The sequence below is a fragment of the Prauserella oleivorans genome, assembly GCF_042685745.1.
Taxonomy (GTDB): domain Bacteria; phylum Actinomycetota; class Actinomycetes; order Mycobacteriales; family Pseudonocardiaceae; genus Prauserella_A; species Prauserella_A oleivorans.
In genome coordinates this window covers 126,410-142,158 of the sequence record NZ_JBHUNT010000001.1, presented here as the reverse complement: position 1 = coordinate 142,158, position 15,749 = coordinate 126,410, and the positions used below count along the sequence as shown (strand labels likewise).

13 protein-coding genes are annotated in these 15,749 nt (G+C 70.2%); 10 read left to right on the top strand and 3 right to left on the bottom strand.

Going from position 1 to position 15,749, the window contains the following annotated elements; all coding sequences use genetic code 11:
* Positions 1–59 precede the first annotated feature (59 nt).
* The 4 genes from eccCa to ACFSZT_RS00600 all read left to right on the top strand — a co-directional run bounded on the left by eccCa (position 60) and on the right by ACFSZT_RS00600 (position 6,927).
* Entirely contained in the window at positions 60–4,070 is a 4,011-nt protein-coding gene (gene eccCa / locus ACFSZT_RS00615) for a type VII secretion protein EccCa (protein ID WP_377387095.1), read from the top strand.
* Between the two features lie 82 nt (positions 4,071–4,152).
* On the top strand, positions 4,153–6,018 hold the full coding sequence (locus ACFSZT_RS00610; protein WP_377387092.1) for a type VII secretion-associated protein: 1,866 nt from the start codon (positions 4,153–4,155) through the stop codon (positions 6,016–6,018).
* Positions 6,019–6,264: 246 nt separating this feature from the next.
* Positions 6,265–6,582: a WXG100 family type VII secretion target gene (locus tag ACFSZT_RS00605; RefSeq protein WP_377387089.1), complete on the top strand. Its 318-nt coding sequence runs from the start codon at positions 6,265–6,267 to the stop codon at positions 6,580–6,582.
* Positions 6,583–6,639: 57 nt separating this feature from the next.
* Positions 6,640–6,927, top strand: a complete 288-nt coding sequence (locus ACFSZT_RS00600; RefSeq protein WP_377387086.1) for a WXG100 family type VII secretion target — start codon at positions 6,640–6,642, stop codon at positions 6,925–6,927.
* A 66-nt stretch (positions 6,928–6,993) separates the two neighbouring features.
* On the opposite strand, the gene ACFSZT_RS00595 is transcribed toward ACFSZT_RS00600, so the two are convergent.
* Both ACFSZT_RS00595 and ACFSZT_RS00590 read right to left on the bottom strand, forming a co-directional pair.
* Positions 6,994–7,479 (bottom strand): DUF4333 domain-containing protein, encoded by a 486-nt coding sequence (locus tag ACFSZT_RS00595; protein ID WP_377387083.1) that lies wholly within the window; start codon positions 7,477–7,479, stop codon positions 6,994–6,996.
* A gap of 33 nt (positions 7,480–7,512) precedes the next feature.
* Positions 7,513–8,412, bottom strand: a complete 900-nt coding sequence (locus ACFSZT_RS00590) for a hypothetical protein (protein WP_377387080.1) — start codon at positions 8,410–8,412, stop codon at positions 7,513–7,515.
* 183 nt (positions 8,413–8,595) lie between these two features.
* Here ACFSZT_RS00590 and rplM point away from each other — a divergent pair, with 183 nt between their 5' ends.
* From rplM to ACFSZT_RS00560, 6 genes are all read left to right on the top strand, one after another.
* Positions 8,596–9,048, top strand: a complete 453-nt coding sequence (gene rplM, locus ACFSZT_RS00585) for a 50S ribosomal protein L13 (protein WP_377387077.1) — start codon at positions 8,596–8,598, stop codon at positions 9,046–9,048.
* Positions 9,049–9,062: 14 nt separating this feature from the next.
* Positions 9,063–9,533 (top strand): 30S ribosomal protein S9, encoded by a 471-nt coding sequence (rpsI, locus tag ACFSZT_RS00580; protein ID WP_377387074.1) that lies wholly within the window; start codon positions 9,063–9,065, stop codon positions 9,531–9,533.
* Between the two features lie 197 nt (positions 9,534–9,730).
* Positions 9,731–11,065, top strand: coding sequence for a phosphoglucosamine mutase (gene glmM / locus ACFSZT_RS00575; RefSeq protein WP_377387071.1), 1,335 nt, complete (start codon positions 9,731–9,733; stop codon positions 11,063–11,065).
* Positions 11,066–11,235: 170 nt separating this feature from the next.
* Positions 11,236–11,541, top strand: a complete 306-nt coding sequence (locus ACFSZT_RS00570; protein ID WP_377387068.1) for a type VII secretion target — start codon at positions 11,236–11,238, stop codon at positions 11,539–11,541.
* A 5-nt stretch (positions 11,542–11,546) separates the two neighbouring features.
* On the top strand, positions 11,547–14,384 hold the full coding sequence (locus tag ACFSZT_RS00565; RefSeq protein ID WP_377387065.1) for a hypothetical protein: 2,838 nt from the start codon (positions 11,547–11,549) through the stop codon (positions 14,382–14,384).
* Between the two features lie 29 nt (positions 14,385–14,413).
* Positions 14,414–14,836: a hypothetical protein gene (locus ACFSZT_RS00560; RefSeq protein ID WP_377387062.1), complete on the top strand. Its 423-nt coding sequence runs from the start codon at positions 14,414–14,416 to the stop codon at positions 14,834–14,836.
* Positions 14,837–14,842: 6 nt separating this feature from the next.
* Here ACFSZT_RS00560 and ACFSZT_RS00555 read toward each other — a convergent pair whose 3' ends face one another.
* Complete coding sequence (locus ACFSZT_RS00555) at positions 14,843–15,658, bottom strand: dienelactone hydrolase family protein (protein WP_377387060.1); 816 nt, start codon at positions 15,656–15,658, stop codon at positions 14,843–14,845.
* Between the last annotated feature and the right edge of the window lie 91 nt (positions 15,659–15,749).

Sequence of the window (15,749 nt, the reverse complement as noted above, 5' to 3'; positions counted from 1 at the left end):
GTGAGCTCGGCCAGGCGCGTCGCCGGTCGTCATCGCCGACTTGTAGAGGGGTCTTTTCGGTGAGCACGCTGCAGTTCAAGCGTTCGCCAAGGCTTGCTGCCCCCCGCCCGCCGGGCGGCGAGGTCCATCTGGAACCGCCGCCCGAGGTGCCCAGGACGATCCCCGGCAACATCATCATGAAGCTGATGCCGGTCGTCATGGTCGTGGCGATGCTGGGCATGGTCGCCTTCATGTTCTTCGGGACCGACGGCACACCGAGCCCGTTCTTCCTGATGATGCCGCTCATGATGATGATGTCGATGGTCGGCATGTTCGCGGGCGGCGGGCGCAGCGGCCAGCAGAAGAAGGCCGAGATGAACGAGGACCGCAAGGACTACCTGCGCTACCTCGGCCAGATGCGCGACCGGGCCCGCGAGGCGATGATCGACCAACGCGCATCCCTCGAGTGGGTGCACCCGGACCCGCAGACGCTGTGGTCCATGGCATCGACGCGCCGGATGTGGGAACGCAGGCAGAACGACCAGGACTTCCTGCACCTGCGCGTCGGCCGCAGTTCCCACCGCCTGGCCACCCGGCTCGTGCCGCCGCAGACCGGTCCCGTCGACGAGCTCGAGCCGATCGCGACGCTCGCGCTGCGCCGGTTCGTGCGCGCGCACTCGATCGTGCCCGACCTGCCCACCCAGATCACGCTGCGCGGGTTCGCCGCCGTCGGTATGCAGGGTGACAAGGAGCTGACCCGCGGGCTCACCCGGGCGCTGCTGGCCCAGCTCGTCACGTTCCACAGCCCGGACGACGTCCTCGTCGCCGTCGCGACCACCGGCCGGGCCAAGGAGGAGTGGGAGTGGGCGAAGTGGCTGCCCCACGTGCAGCACCCGACCCTGTCCGACGGCATCGGCCAGATGCGGATGATGAGCGGCTCGCTCGCACAGATCGAGCAGTGGCTCGACGACGAGCTCCGCGAGCGGCAGCGGTTCTCCCGCAACGCCCAGCTCCCGCCGGACCAGCCGCACATCGTGATCGTGCTCGACGACGCCGACGTCACGGGTGAGGAGCAGATCCTGCTCGAGGAAGGCCTCGTCGGGGTCACGCTCATCGACCTGTCCGACTCGATCGGCAACCTCGCCGCCCGCCGTGGTCTGCGGCTGGTGGTCGAGAAGGAACGGCTCGGTGCCCGCAGCGCGGGCGGCGTGGAGTGGTTCGGACGTCCGGACACGCTCAGCCGCGTGGAGGTGGAGGCGCTCGCGCGCAAGATCTCGCCGTACCGCATGGGCTCCGCCGCCGCCGACGAGGCCGAGGAACAGCCGCTGCTGTCCAACCCGTCGCTGCTGGAGCTGCTCGGCATCCCCGGCGACCCGATGACGTTCGACGTCCAGCAGGCGTGGCGGCCCAGGCCGGTGCGCGACCGCTACCGCGTCCCGTTCGGGGTCGGCGAGTACGGCCAGCCGGTGGAGCTGGACATCAAGGAAGCCGCGATGGAGGGCATGGGCCCGCACGGCCTGTGCATCGGTGCGACCGGTTCCGGTAAGTCGGAGTTCCTGCGCACGCTCGTGCTCGGCATGCTGGCCACGCACTCGTCGACGACGCTCAACTTCGTCCTCGTCGACTTCAAGGGCGGTGCCACGTTCCTCGGTCTGGACAAGGCGCCGCACGTCTCCGCGGTCATCACCAACCTCGCCGACGAGGTCACGCTCGTCGACCGCATGAAGGACGCGCTGGCCGGCGAGATGAACCGGCGGCAGGAGGCGCTCAAGAACGGCGGCAACTTCAAGAACGTGTGGGAGTACGAGAAGGCGCGGGAGAACGGCGCCGACCTCGACCCGCTGCCCGCGTTGTTCATCGTGGTCGACGAGTTCTCCGAGCTGCTGAGCGCCAAGCCGGACTTCATCGACCTGTTCGTCGCCATCGGACGCCTCGGCCGGTCGCTGCAGATGCACATGCTGCTCGCGTCCCAGCGACTGGAGGAAGGCAAGCTTCGGGGCCTGGACTCGCACCTGTCGTACCGGATCGGTCTGAAGACCTTCTCCGCCGCCGAATCGCGCGCGGCGATCGGCGTGCCCGACGCGTTCGAGCTGCCGTCGGTGCCCGGTGGCGGTTACCTCAAATACGACACGTCCACCCTGGTGCGCTTCAAGGCCGCGTATGTCTCCGGTCCGTACCGGCCCGCGGGCATCAAGGCCGCCGCGCCCGGCGCGAAGGTGGTGCGGGCGGACAAGCGGCCGCAGCTGTTCGTGCCGGACTTCGTGGAGCTGCCGCGGGAACCGGAACCCGAGCCCGAGGTCGTCGAACAGCCCAAGCAGCAGCAGTCGGACGAGGCCGTCGAGCCGAGCGAGCTCGACGTCATCGTGTCCCGCCTCGTCGGGCAGGGCCCGCCCGCGCACGAGGTGTGGCTGCCGCCGCTGAAGGAACCGAACTCCCTCGACACGCTGCTGCCCAATCTGAACCCGACCGAGGACCGTGGCCTGTCGCCCGTGGGCTTCTTCGGCAACGGCAGGCTCCAGGTGCCGCTGGGCATCGTCGACCGGCCCTACGAGCAGCGGCGGGACCCGCTGTGGGCGGACTTCTCCGGTGCCGCCGGACACGGCGCGGTGGTCGGCGGCCCGCAGTCGGGCAAGTCGACGCTGCTGCGCACGCTCATCATGTCGATGGCGCTCACGCACACCCCCGAGGAAGCGCAGTTCTACTGCATCGACCTCGGTGGTGGCACGCTCGCCGGGCTCGAGGGCCTGCCGCACGTCGGCGGTGTCGCCGTCGCCCGACGGGAGCCGGACAAGGCGCGCCGCATCGTGGCCGAGCTGATCACGCTGGCCAACGAGCGGGAGGAGCGGTTCGGCGCGCTGGGCGTGGACTCGATGACCGACTTCCGCAACCGCAAGCGCCGCGGCGAGATCACCGCCGAGCAGGACCCGTTCGGCGACGCGTTCCTCGTCGTCGACGGCTGGCGCGCGCTGCGGGACGACTTCGACGAGCTCGAACCGCAGATCACGAAGCTCGCCGTGCAAGGCCTCACCTACGGCGTGCACGTCATCATCGCGTCCAACCGGTGGGCCGACATCCGGCCCGCGATCAAGGACATGCTCGGTACGCGATTCGAGCTCCGGCTCGGTGACCCGAGCGAGTCCGACATCGACCGGCGCGTCGCGGTGAACGTGCCCGCGGGCCGCCCGGGCCGCGGCCTCACCCGCGACAAGCTGCACTTCCTCGCCGGGTTGCCGCGCATCGACGGCTCCAGTGACGATCAGACGGTCGGTAACGGCGTCGCCGACGCGGTCGCGAAGATCCGGTCGGCGTGGAAGGGCAGGCCGGCGCCCCAGGTGCGGTTGCTGCCCGAGCTCATCCACTACGAGGATCTGCTCGCGCAGGACCAGCGGCGCAACACCAAGCTCATCCCGATCGGTGTCAACGAGGACGAACTGGCGCCGGTGTACCTCGACTTCGACGCCGAGCCGCACTTCCTCGCCTACGCCGACGGCGAGTCGGGCAAGACGAACCTGCTGCGGCAGATCGTCCGGGGCATCACCGAGCGCTACACCAAGAAGGAAGCCGTCATCATCCTCGTCGACTACCGGCGCACGATGCTCGGTTTCGTCGAGGGCGACCAGCTGCTGGCCTACGCGGTGTCGGCGAACCAGCTCGACGGCATCGTCAAGGAGGTCGCGGCATCGATGGCGAAACGCCTGCCCGGCCCGGACGTCACGCCGCAGCAGCTCAAGGACCGCTCGTGGTGGAACGGTCCGGAGCTGTTCGTCATCGTGGACGACTACGACCTCGTGGCCACGTCGACGAACAACCCGCTCCGCCCGCTGTCGGAGTACCTGGCGCAGGCCAAGGACGTGGGTCTGCACATGGTGGTCGCGCGCCGTACGGGTGGTGCCGCCCGCACCGGTATGGACCCCATCATCGGCAAGCTCAAGGAACTCGCGATGCCGGGCATCGTGATGAACGGGTCCAAGGACGAGGGCAACCTCCTCGGCAACGTCAAGGCGAGCCCGATGCCGCCGGGACGCGGTGTGTTCGTCAGCCGCAAGGTCGGCAAGCAGCTCATGCACGTGTCGTGGATCAACCCGGAGTGACGCCGGGGCGGCTGCCTCGGCGTCACCCGGCGTCGTCTGAAAGAGTGCTCTACGACATGTCGGCGAGTTCTGGGAGCGGCTGGTGACCTTCCGGGTGGCGGTGGACTTCGGGACATCGAGCACCTGTGTCGTCGCCTCGGTGAACGGTCGGGAACCGCAGGTCGTCGTGATCGACGGCCAGCCGCTGATGCCGTCCGCGGTGTACGCCGCGCCGGACGGCACGCTGTTCGTGGGCCAGGAGGCCGAGCGGCAGGCGGCGGTCGACCCGTCGCGGTTCGAGCCGAACCCGAAGCGCCGTATCGACGAGGGTGAGCTGCTGCTCGGTGACTCGGTGCTGCGGGTGATCGACGTCGTGCGAGCCGTGCTCGCGCGGGCCGTCGGCGAGGCGCGCAGGCTTGCCGCGGGTGCCGAGGTGGACCTGCTCGTGCTGACCCACCCCGCCGACTGGGGCGCCGTGCGGACCCGGCTGTTGCGCCAGGCCGCGAGCGGGCTCGGCCGCGAGGTGTCGCTCGTGCCGGAACCGGTCGCGGCCGCGGTGTTCCACGCGGCGACGTTCGCGGCCAGTGACGTCAATTCCGAACGCACGGTCGAGTTCAGCGGCAAACCGGGCGACACGCTGGCCGTCCTCGACCTCGGCGGCGGCACCATCGACGTGAGCGTGGTGCGCAGGACGTCGCCCGGTGACCGGCGCACCGCGTACGAGGTGCTGGCCACGCGCGGTGACCCGAGTTTCGGCGGCGCGGACATCGATCAGGCGTTGCTCGAGCACGTCGGGTCGCTGGTGTCGTCGGCCGACCCGGAGGCGTGGGAACAGCTCGTGCGGGGCCGCGAGCTCGCGGACCGCCGCCGGCGGCGGGTGCTGCGCCAGGACATCCGCGGTGCCAAGGAGACGCTGTCCAGGCACGCCTACACCGACGTGCCCATGCCGCCACCGTTCGCCGACGCGCACGTGACCCGCGAGGCGCTGGAACGGCTCATCGCGACACCGCTCGGGCGCGCCGCGGAGCTCACGAGCGCGACGATCGATGCGGCGGGCTTGCGCCCGCGCCAGCTGACGGCGATCTTTCTCGTCGGCGGCTCGAGCCGGATCCCGATGGTGTCGCGGCTCGTCCACGAACGCACCGGCGTGGTCCCGACCACTCTCGATCAGCCAGAGACCGTCGTCGCCCGCGGTGCGCTGCGGGCCGTGCAGCTGATCCCGGACCGGTCCGCCGTGCGGGCCGGCCGCGGCGAGCAGCGCACGGACTTCCTCGCCCGGCCGGGCTACGCGCGACCGCCCGCGCAGGCCGCGCCGCGCGTGGCGCCGCCGCGGTCCGTGGCCTCGCCGCGATCGCCGGCGAGGCCGGTGCTCTCCGCGCCGCGACCCCGGCCGCCGGCCCCGCCGCCGGGCAATCCGGGCGGCGCGCGCAAGCGGAACCGGCTGTTGTGGACGGTCGCGGGTGCCGTGGTGCTGGCGGCCGCCGCGGTGGCCACGCTCGTGGTCGCGCTCGGCGACGACGAGGCCCAGCCGCAGGCCGAGGGCCGCACCTACGCGCAGTACTCCTACAAGTTCGTCGCACCCGAGGACTGGACGCAGACCGGCGACAACGTCGCCGACCGGCAGGTGGTCGTGAAACCCGGTGACGCCCAGGGCAAGGACGACCTCGTGGTGGTGCAGGAGTTCGCGCTGTCCTACGACGGGGGAGCCGACCGCTCCCGGCTGGCTGACGCGCTGCGGACCGAGGCGGGCAAATATCCCGGCCGGTACCGCGATTTCCGTGAGCACCACGAGTTCGCGGGCCGGGACACCATCTTCTACGTCGAGACCAAGCCCGCCGCGACGGTCAACTGGTACGTGCTGGCGCATCGCACCGCGCAGGTGAGCGTGGGCTGCCAGGAAGCGGGCGATCCGCAGCGGGTCCGCGAGGCGTGCGAGCAGATCGTGCGGACCCTCGAGTTCACCAACTGACCGCGCGGTCCTCGCGTTGACCCTGCCGTGTAGTCGCGGTGAGCGGTTCGTTCCCTTCCCGTCGAACAACTCGCTGACGTGCGAAAACGTTCACCTCGCACAGCGGTTCCGAAGTGGAGCGTTCACGCTAGCAACTACTTCGTGGCATACCGCGACAACGAGGAACCGCGCATGGCAATGTCTGCGTCGTAGAGCCAGTACGAACGAACGAGTACAGGCGAACCACGACGAAGGGGGTTATCTCCGATGGCAGGCGGTTTCACCGGGACACCGGAGCAGTTCCAGCAGGCGTACCAGGACGTCGACGAGATCAAGGCGTCGATGGACCAGAACCTGAACACGCTGCGCTCCAACATCGAGGCGACGCAGGCCGGCTGGCAGGGCGAGGCGGCCAAGGCGTTCAACAACGTCATGGCGGCCTTCGACGAGAAGACCCGGAAGCTGAACGAGGCGCTCGCTCAGATCGGTGAGCTGCTCCAGCAGTCCGGTGTCAAGTACCAGCAGGCGGAAGAGGAGCAGAACTCCGCCATCTCCAGCATCGGCAACACGCTCAGCGGCCTCTGATCGCTGTCCTGAACCACTCCACGACCACAGACTTCTCACGACTTTCTGGAGGGAAAAATGCCTGAGGGCATCGTTGTTGATTACGCCACGATCCACACCGCCGCGGAGGACTGCAACCGCACCGGTTCCGAGCTGGACGCGCTGTTCGAGGACCTCAAGGCCCGCCTCGCCCCGCTGACCGACAGCTGGAGCGGTGACGCCATGGCCGCCTGGATGGACGTCCAGAACCAGTGGAACAACTCGCTCGACGAGATGAAGCAGGTGCTCGCCCAGATCGCGACCGCGCTGCCGCAGATCGCCGACGGCTACCAGTCGACCGACAAGAGCATCCAGGGGATGTTCTGATCGAGTCGTCACCGTGAAACGGGCCCGGCCACCACGGCCGGGCCCGTTTCACGTTCGGGCAGGTGCTCAGCGCGGAGCGCCCACCTCGTACTCCGGTTTGTCGTTGAGCACCCGGATGGGCACTCCCGCGCGGCGATCGCCGATGTCGACCGTGCACTCGAAGGTGTGGCCGGCGCGGATCTCCTGGTCCGCCGGGCAGCTGACGGCGCGGACGTCGTGCTCGCCGTAGCTGTCGCGCAGCACGGTCGCGACGCCGTTCTGCAAGGACTCCTGATCCAGCACGTCATCGCGGAAGGCGCCGAGCAGCCACGCGGCCACACCGCCTCCGGCCAGCAGCACGACCACCACGAGGCCGATCACGAGGGGCTTGCGCGACCTGGCCGGCTTCGACCGGGGGCTCTGTTCGAACGCGCCGAGGCCCCCGTACTGCGACGAGAGGCTCCCGCCGTAGTTCGGCTGCTGCGGCTGGGCGTGCTGTTGGACGTGTTGCGGCCCGGTGTGGGGATGGCCCTGCGGGCCGGGTGGTTGCCACCAGGTGGGCGGCTGGGTCATCGGTCCCCCTCGCGTTCGTGGGTCGGTGCCGGCCTAGTTCTCGGCGCTCGTGATCTCGCCCATGCGCCGGTAGAAGTCGTCGATCTGCGCATCGGTGGTCAGCGCCGTCACGTCCCGGGGCTCGGGGACCTTCGGCAGGTCGTCCTCGGTGGGCGTCTCCTCGAGCCGGTAGTGGTTGTCCACCTCGAACTCGTGCCCATCGGCCTTGACCAGGCCCTTCATCCGGATCTCGGTGAGCTTGCCGTCCGGGTCGAGCCGGATGGTGGTGTCGATGATGCCCTCCAGCATCGCCGGCGTGATCTTCGCGCGCACCCAGTCGGGCAGGATGACGACCCGCTGGTTCAAGAACTCGTCCAGCGTGACCTCGGCGGTCAGTTCCACGCTGCCGTCCTTGAGGCTTCTCGCCTGTTTGGCGGCGTCGCGATCGTCCAGCGACCTGGTGACCGTGTGCAGCATCCGGCACACCGTGAGGTAGCCGCCCCAGTAGCAGATGTCGGAGGAGGTCTGCTGGTAGGGCATCGACACCCATTCGGTGCGCGCGAGGCTCGCGTACCGCGGCCCGAGCCTGGTGTACTCCACGTCGCTGCCCGCGGGGTGGTAGTAGTCGCGGTAGTCGCCGGAGTCGCGGTTCGAGTGGTTCTTCCACAGCCGGGCGGGCGGGCTGCCCACCTGGATCGACGTGATCGTGTTGTCGGATTTCTTGTCGTCGACCCGCGTGTAGGAGCGCAGTGTGCTGTGCCGCGGTTCGTTGTCGGAGATGTCGTTGGTCAGCCGCTCGAGCGCCGTGGAGAACTTCTCGCTCACGTACCGGGCGGCCTCGTCGCCGTCGGGCAGGGCCGTGCCTTCGCGGCCGCCCGCGCACCCCGCCACCAGCACCAGCACCACGCCGAGCGCGAGCAGTCCGCGTAGCCCCGGCCTTCGCCGATGATTCATGTGCTGGTCCTCCGGAGAGTCTTGTCGCGCGCGAGCCCCGCGAAAGACTAATATGAGAGGGCGACCGACCCCCGCTTTCACCCTTGGTAAGGCGACCGGGTATCTTCATAAGCTGTTGTGCGCAGGAGCGTATGCGCCCAGCCCGCACGTACCCACAAGCAATGTTGACGACGAGGTAGACCCTTGCCCACGTACAGCCCCAAGCCCGGCGATGTCACCCGTGCCTGGCACGTGATCGACGCCGAGGATGTCGTGCTCGGCCGGCTCGCGACCGAGGTTGCCACGCTGCTGCGCGGCAAGCACAAGCCGACCTACGCCCCGCACGTGGACACAGGTGACTTCGTCATCGTCGTGAACGCTGACAAGGTGGCGCTGACCGGTAACAAGCGCGAGCAGAAGTTCGCCTACCGGCACAGTGGCTACCCCGGCGGTCTGCGCAAGCGCTCCTTCGGCGAGCTGCTGGACAGCCGTCCCGAGCGCGTGGTCGAGAAGGTCGTGAAGGGCATGCTGCCGAAGAACAAGCTCGGCCGCGCCCAGGCCAAGAAGCTCAAGGTCTACGCCGGGCCCGACCACCCGCACGCCGCGCAGAAGCCGCAGCCGCACGAGATCACCAAGATCGCTCAGGTGACCCAGTGAGTGAGGAACAGTCTGTGACCAGCACCGAGACCGAGGCCGCCACCGACGCGGCTGTGACGAGCGAGACGCCGGCCGCGCCGAAGCCGTCTCGCGCCGCCGGTGGCACCGCGCAAACGGTCGGCCGGCGCAAGGAGGCTGTCGTGCGGGTACGCCTCGTGCCCGGCACCGGCCAGTTCAAGCTCAACGGCAAGTCGCTCGAGCAGTACTTCCCGAACAAGGTGCACCAGCAGCTCATCCGCGAGCCGCTGGTGACCGTCGAGAAGCCCGAGTCGTTCGACGTGTTCGCGAACCTCGACGGTGGCGGCATCTCCGGCCAGGCCGGTGCGCTGCGTCTCGCGATCGCGCGTGCGCTCGCCGAGATCGACAGCGACGACCGTCCCGCGCTGAAGAAGGCCGGCTTCCTCACCCGGGACGCCCGCTCCACCGAGCGCAAGAAGTACGGCCTCAAGAAGGCCCGCAAGGCTCCGCAGTACAGCAAGCGCTGACGCGCCGCGCAACGTACGAAAGCGCCCATCCGATTGTTCGGATGGGCGCTTTCGTGCTGTTCGTGCCCGAATTGATCTTGCCGGGGACCGGCAGGAAGCCGCCCGGGTGAGGGTCGTTAAGTTGTCCGCGTCGCCCAGAGTCTGAACAGTGGTGCACAGGACCCGCTCAACCGACACATGACACGGAGGTCCACGACATGGCCCGCCTTTTCGGCACCGACGGGGTGCGCGGCCTCGCCAACAGCGAGTTGACGCCCGAGCTGGCGATGTCCGTGGCGGCGGGCGCCGCCCGGGTGCTCGCCGCGCACGACCGGTCGCACCGGCCGGTCGCCGTCGTCGGCCGGGACCCCCGGGCCAGCGGCGAGATGCTGGAGGCCGCCGTCGTCGCCGGGCTCGCCTCGGCCGGTGCCGACGTCCTGCGGGTCGGAGTGCTGCCGACGCCTGCGGTGGCGCACTTGGTCGGGGACCTCTCCGCCGATCTCGGCGTCATGATCTCGGCGTCGCACAACCCGATGCCCGACAACGGCATCAAGCTCTTCGGCGAGGGCGGGCACAAACTGCCCGACAGCATCGAGGACGAGATCGAGGCGGCACTCGCCCGGACGGCCGTGCGGCCGACCGGCGCGGAGATCGGCCGCGTCTCCGACCTCGACGATGCGCTCGATCGCTACATCTCGCACCTGCTCGCCGCCACGCCGCACTCGCTGACCGGCCTGCGCGTGGTGGTGGACTGCGCCAACGGTGCGTCGTCGATCGCCGCGCCCGAGGCCTACCGCAAGGCCGGCGCGGAGGTGATCGCCCTGCACGCGGAGCCGGACGGCGTGAACATCAACGACAACTGCGGGTCGACGCATCCCGAGCAGCTGTGCGCCGCGGTCGTCGAGCACGGCGCCGACCTGGGCATCGCACACGACGGTGACGCCGACCGCTGCCTGGCCGTCGACGCCAACGGCAACCTCGTCGACGGTGACCAGATCATGGCGGTGCTCGCGGTCGCCATGGCCGAGACCGGCGAACTCGCGCGGGCCACGCTCGTGGCCACCGTGATGAGCAATCTGGGCCTGCACCTGGCGATGCGGGAGCACGACATCGCCCTGCGGACGACCGCCGTCGGCGACCGCTACGTGCTGGAGGAGCTGCGGGCAGGCGGGTTCTCGCTGGGCGGCGAGCAGTCCGGCCACGTCGTGCTGCCCGCCCACGCCACCACCGGCGACGGCCTGCTCACGGCGTTGCGACTGATGAGCAGGGTCAGCTCCACCGGCAGGCCGCTGGCCGAGCTGGCCTCCGTGATGCACCGGCTGCCGCAGGTGCTGGTGAACGTGCGGGTCGCGGACAAGGCGGCGGTGGCCGCCTCGCCCGCGGTGCGTGAGGCCGTCGAGGCCGTGAGCGCGGAGCTGGGCGAGGAAGGCCGTGTGCTGCTACGCCCGTCGGGCACCGAGCAGCTGGTGCGAGTGATGGTGGAGGCGAAGGCCGAGGGCACCGCGCAGGCAGCCGCCGATCGGCTGGCCGGCGTCGTCGCGTCGGTGGCCTAGCCGCCTTGTCTGCCGTTCGGGTCACCGACCGGGTTGTTCCTGCTACGCCCTGCTCGTCGCCTCGGTATGTTCCTGTGTGCATGTGCGATGGCACCAGACGCTGCCGCGCCGCGTCGTAGGTGGAGATCGCAGCACGACGCGCACGACTCAGCCTGACGACAGGGGGACCCATGGCGGGAGGACAGACGGTCGATCCGGGCAAGCTCAATGCGGCCGGATCGGCGTACAGCCAGGAGGGCGGCGAGCTGACCAACGCCGGTTCGCGCATCGAGACCGGGGTGTCCATGGGGCAGGTCGGCAAGGCGTGGCAGGCGATCGCCACGCCCTATGGGGACGCGATCGGCAAGTTCCGCGACACTGTCACCGCCTACGGCCAGAAGACGACCGAGCTGGGCGGCAAGCTCAGGCAGGCGGCCGGTGCGTACGAGCGCGGCGAAGAGGTCAGCCGCGACACGATCGCGTCGAAGGGGGTCTGAGCGACATGGGCGAGTTCGGCTACGACCCGTACGACCCGCTCCGCTACCAGGAGCGGAAAGCGCGCCAGGAGTTCAGCGACGCCGAGCTGGCGGAGATGCGCAGACTCCTGGACGACCCCAGCATCTCGGCGCAGAACAAGCAGAACATGCTCTATGCGCTGTCCAACGCCAACAAGGTCAGCGACGAGGAGATCGACAAGTACGCTCGCGAGGTCGGAGCCGACGCCGAGGACGTGAGACGCGGCGGTGAGTCGCTCGACGAGAACCTGGAGCACGCCCGGCAGAGCCTGACCGAGGCACCGCAGGAGCAGTGGCAGGCGGGTGCGCGAGAGAACCAGCGCAAGGTGCAGAGCGCGCAGCAGGCGCTGGGAGCGGGTGGGTTCTCCAGCTCCGACGAGATCATCGACCAGGCCGAGGTCGCGCTCAAACTGTTCGACGACTTCCATCCGCGGTATCAGAAGGCCAGTGGTCTCGGCCTGGCCGGTGCGGCGCCGACGACACCGTCGGAGCCGCAGGTGGCGACCGCGCAGCTGTCGACGTCGGACACCGGTGCGCCTGCCGGGGCGACGGCCGCCTACACCCACTCCGGTGGTGACCCGCAGAGCATCCGCAACGGGCTCGACGAGTTCCGCGGTATCGCCTTCACCGCGTTCCGCACGGACGCGGAGATGCTCAACACCGCGCACGCCACGGTCAGCGAGTCGACGGAGGCGCTGAACTCCGCGTGGAGCTCCGGCACGGCGGACTGGACGGGGGACGCCAAGTCGGCGGCCGAGCAGACGAACAACGGCCTCGTCAAGGGTGCCGGTGACCTTTCGCAGGCTCTGCGCACAGCACCGGGCAACATCACCGCGACGGTCGACGCGATCGAGCAGAATGTCACCAAGTTCGCGGAGGCGGTGCTCCAGGTGTACGGCGACGGCACGGTCGCCGGCCTCACCCCGCAGCAGGTGGACGCCTTCATCAAGGCGAAGGAGCAACTGCCGGGCGCGATCCAGGAGCTCGAGGCCAAGATCCAGGAGCTCGAGAACCAGAGTTGGTGGGACCGGCTCACCAACTTCGACGACATGTTCCTGCATCCGTTGACGGTTGCCATGACGATCGTGTCGCCGATCGGCTCGCTCGTCGGCTACGAGTTCGCCAAGGTCATCACCGTGGACAACATCCGCGAAGAGACGGAAAAGATGAAGGGGGCGCTGCAGGAGGCCGAACAGAAGCTCGCCGAGTTCATCGCCGACTACGACAACAAGGCGAACACGGTCCACCAGCAGGGTTCGACCTACGTCAGCGGCATCCAGGAGAACTACACCGCGCTGATCGACGCGCTCAACCAGAGCCTGGACCCGGATCCATTCGCTGCCGGGGACAAGGGTGGCGACACGAAGCCGTCCGATGTCGGCGCGGGACCGGCGCCGGCTCCGGGCGGGACCGGCGGGGTCCCCGGTGGCGGCACGGGTGGCGCGCCCGGTGGCGGGACCGGCGGGGTGCCGGGGGCCGGCGGTGGAACCGGTGGCGCGCCAGGGGCCGGCGGGATGCCCGAGATGAAGCCGCCCGAGCTCGAGGGCGAGGCCGGGACGGGCACGAACCCGGTCACGGGCAAACCGCTCGAGGTCGACCCGGAGACCGGCAAGCCGTACCCCATCGACCCGGAGACCGGGGAGCCGGTCAAGGACGCCGGTGGCGACCGGGACACCCTGACCGTCGAGAAGGGCGAGCACACGCTCGAGCTCGAAGAACCCGACGACCAGGGGAAGATGGCGATCTCCGTCGACGACGGCTCCGGCGAGGCCAAGGACTACAAGCTCGACTTCGGTACCGGCGTGGAGGACCTCCGCGGCGACGAGGGTTTCGGTCCGCAGGGCTCCGAGCCGGGCGGCGAGCCGGGTACGGGAGCCGAGCCCGGCGCAGGCGACGAGCAGGTCTACCGTCCCGGCCCCGACGGCAAGATCCACATCGAGGACGGCAACCTCAAGATCACCGCGGAGCAGCCGGACGGCCCGGACGGGCCGACCAAGGTCACGGTCGACGACGGCAACCCGCCGCCCACCACCTACACGCTGGGTGAGGCGAGGAGCGAGACCCCGGCCGCAGGCGCTGGAGGTGGCCCGGTCCGCGACGGGATCCGCCCGATGCCGGCGCAGGGCGAGAACCCGTTCGCCGACGGTGGTGCGTCCGGTGGCGGAACCGGTGGCGCGGCGGTGTCCGGTGCCGGCTCGGTCAGCGGTTCGGTGGACCTCGACGGAGGAGAAGGCCCAGGGCAGCCGGACGGCGCCGCTGCTGGCTCGTCCGCGCCCGCTGGGTCCGTCAGCGGTTCGGTGGGCTTCGGTGGTGGAGACGGCCTGGTGGAGCCGGGCGCGGCCGGCGGCGGTTCCCCGGAGGCCGAGGGGGCCGTCGCGGGTGGTTCCGACGCCGAGGCGCACGCCGAGCAGACGACGTCTCCGCAGGCTGTCGGTAGCACCAGCGGTGGCGGCGGCGAGTTCGATGCCGCCCAGTCGCTCTTCGGCGGCTCCGGTCCGGGCGAAGCGCTCAGCGGAGGCATCCAGGCGGGCGCGGACCCGCACGCCGTTCCCGCCGGGGCCGGTCTCGGCGCGGCACCCGGCGGCATGGGCGACTCCACACCGGCCCAGGGCGGCGGCGCCGGCATGGCCGCCGGCGCGGGCGGCATGGGCATGATGGGCGGCATGGGTGCCATGGGCGGTGCCGGCGGTGGTCAGGGTGACGACCAGGAGCGCAGCAACCCGTTCCGCATCGACGGCAGCCTGTTCGAGACGAGCGCCTCGGCCAACCGGATCAGTGGCTCGTTGGGTGACGACACGGACACGTCAGTGCGGTTCGACCGGTGAGTCGACCGACCGGAGGGGGAGTTGCCAATATGACCTCGAACGTCGACCCACGCCTGGTCGAGCGGCTTGCCGAAACCCGCTCGCGCGTGCATGCGGCCTCGGCGACGATTTCCGAACGGGCTGCGGCGACGTCGCGAGAGCTCGCCGAGCGAGCCGAGGAACGCCGTCGGGCGAACGAGACACACAGCAAGGAGCTCGACGAGCGTGCCGCCGAGCGGGCCGAGGCGAAAGATGATCCGAATGCGGGCAATCAGTGGATGCAGCGCGCGGAGACGAAAGACACCACGTTCCGGTTCGGCGCCGACGGCGACGAGCCGGCGACCGAGTCGGCGCCGCCACCCTCGCCGCCCGCCCGGCCCGAGCCGCCGGTGCGGCGTTCCCAGGGTCGGCACGCGCGGCCGGACGACACGTTCGACGACGACGATTTCTCGAACAACAACTGGCTTCGGTAGCCGAGCTCAGCCGACGGCGAGCTCGGCCGCCGGCTCCAGCTTGGCGGCCTTGAGGTCGGCGTCCAGCAGTGGCTGGTAGGTGTCCGTGCCCGTCAGGTGGGTCAGGAAGAACGCCGTGAACAGCGCGCGCACGGTGCGCTGGGTGGCCCGGTGCGGCTTGCCGTGCAGCACGAGCTGGCTCCAGTGCGCGCCCTCGGTGACCCCGAGATGCGACGACTTGGGCAGGGTGCGCAGCTGCACCGGACCCGCCCATTCCTGGGCGATCGCCTCGGCGTTGCCCTTGGCCGGTGCGACGAGGTCGTCGTCGGCGACCAGGTGCAGACCGGGTTGTTGCACCAGCCGCGCGGCCGCGCTCGCCGGGGGCAGGGTCTGCGCGGCGGCGAAGGTCGCGACCGCCTTGATGTGCGGCTCGCCCTCGGCCGCGGCGGCCAGCACCGCCGCCCCGCCACCGGTCGAGTGGCCGGCGACACCGAGTTTGCGCGGGTCCACGCTGATGCCCGCCGGGCCCAGCCGCACGCCGGTGACCACGTCGAGGGTCGTGCGGAGGTCGGCCGCGAACAGCCGGTGGGACGGCAGCGGGCCGCGCTGCGTCGCCGGTGCGGCGGCGACGATGCCCCAGCTGGCGAGGTGACGCAGCAGCTCGCGGTAGCGGCCGGGCGGCTGCAGCCAGCCGTGGCCGAACGCGATCGCAGGCAGGTTCAGGCCATCACGCGGCGTGTACACCACGCCGGGAAGCCCGACGAGCGCGAGGTCACCGCGCAGCACCTCGTGCGGCCCGGGAACGGAGAGGTCCTCGAGCAACTGCTTCGCCTTGCTGGCCATGGCTGGAGAGTAGCCGACCGACTGCGCTCGGGCAGCCATGCCTGGCCAGGAGCCTGCGGAAACGTCGCGTGCCGTGCCGGGGAGGGACGAT

Excerpts from the sequence above, each read along its gene's own strand:
- ACFSZT_RS00555 (WP_377387060.1), bottom strand. The coding sequence starts at position 15,658 with ATGGCCAGCAAGGCGAAGCAGTTGCTCGAGGACCTCTCCGTTCCCGGG.
- ACFSZT_RS00560 (WP_377387062.1), top strand. The coding sequence starts at position 14,414 with ATGACCTCGAACGTCGACCCACGCCTGGTCGAGCGGCTTGCCGAAACC.
- glmM (WP_377387071.1), top strand. The coding sequence starts at position 9,731 with ATGGCCCGCCTTTTCGGCACCGACGGGGTGCGCGGCCTCGCCAACAGC.
- ACFSZT_RS00565 (WP_377387065.1), top strand. The coding sequence starts at position 11,547 with ATGGGCGAGTTCGGCTACGACCCGTACGACCCGCTCCGCTACCAGGAG.
- ACFSZT_RS00600 (WP_377387086.1), top strand. The coding sequence starts at position 6,640 with ATGCCTGAGGGCATCGTTGTTGATTACGCCACGATCCACACCGCCGCG.
- ACFSZT_RS00590 (WP_377387080.1), bottom strand. The coding sequence starts at position 8,412 with ATGAATCATCGGCGAAGGCCGGGGCTACGCGGACTGCTCGCGCTCGGC.
- ACFSZT_RS00605 (WP_377387089.1), top strand. The coding sequence starts at position 6,265 with ATGGCAGGCGGTTTCACCGGGACACCGGAGCAGTTCCAGCAGGCGTAC.
- ACFSZT_RS00595 (WP_377387083.1), bottom strand. The coding sequence starts at position 7,479 with ATGACCCAGCCGCCCACCTGGTGGCAACCACCCGGCCCGCAGGGCCAT.
- ACFSZT_RS00570 (WP_377387068.1), top strand. The coding sequence starts at position 11,236 with ATGGCGGGAGGACAGACGGTCGATCCGGGCAAGCTCAATGCGGCCGGA.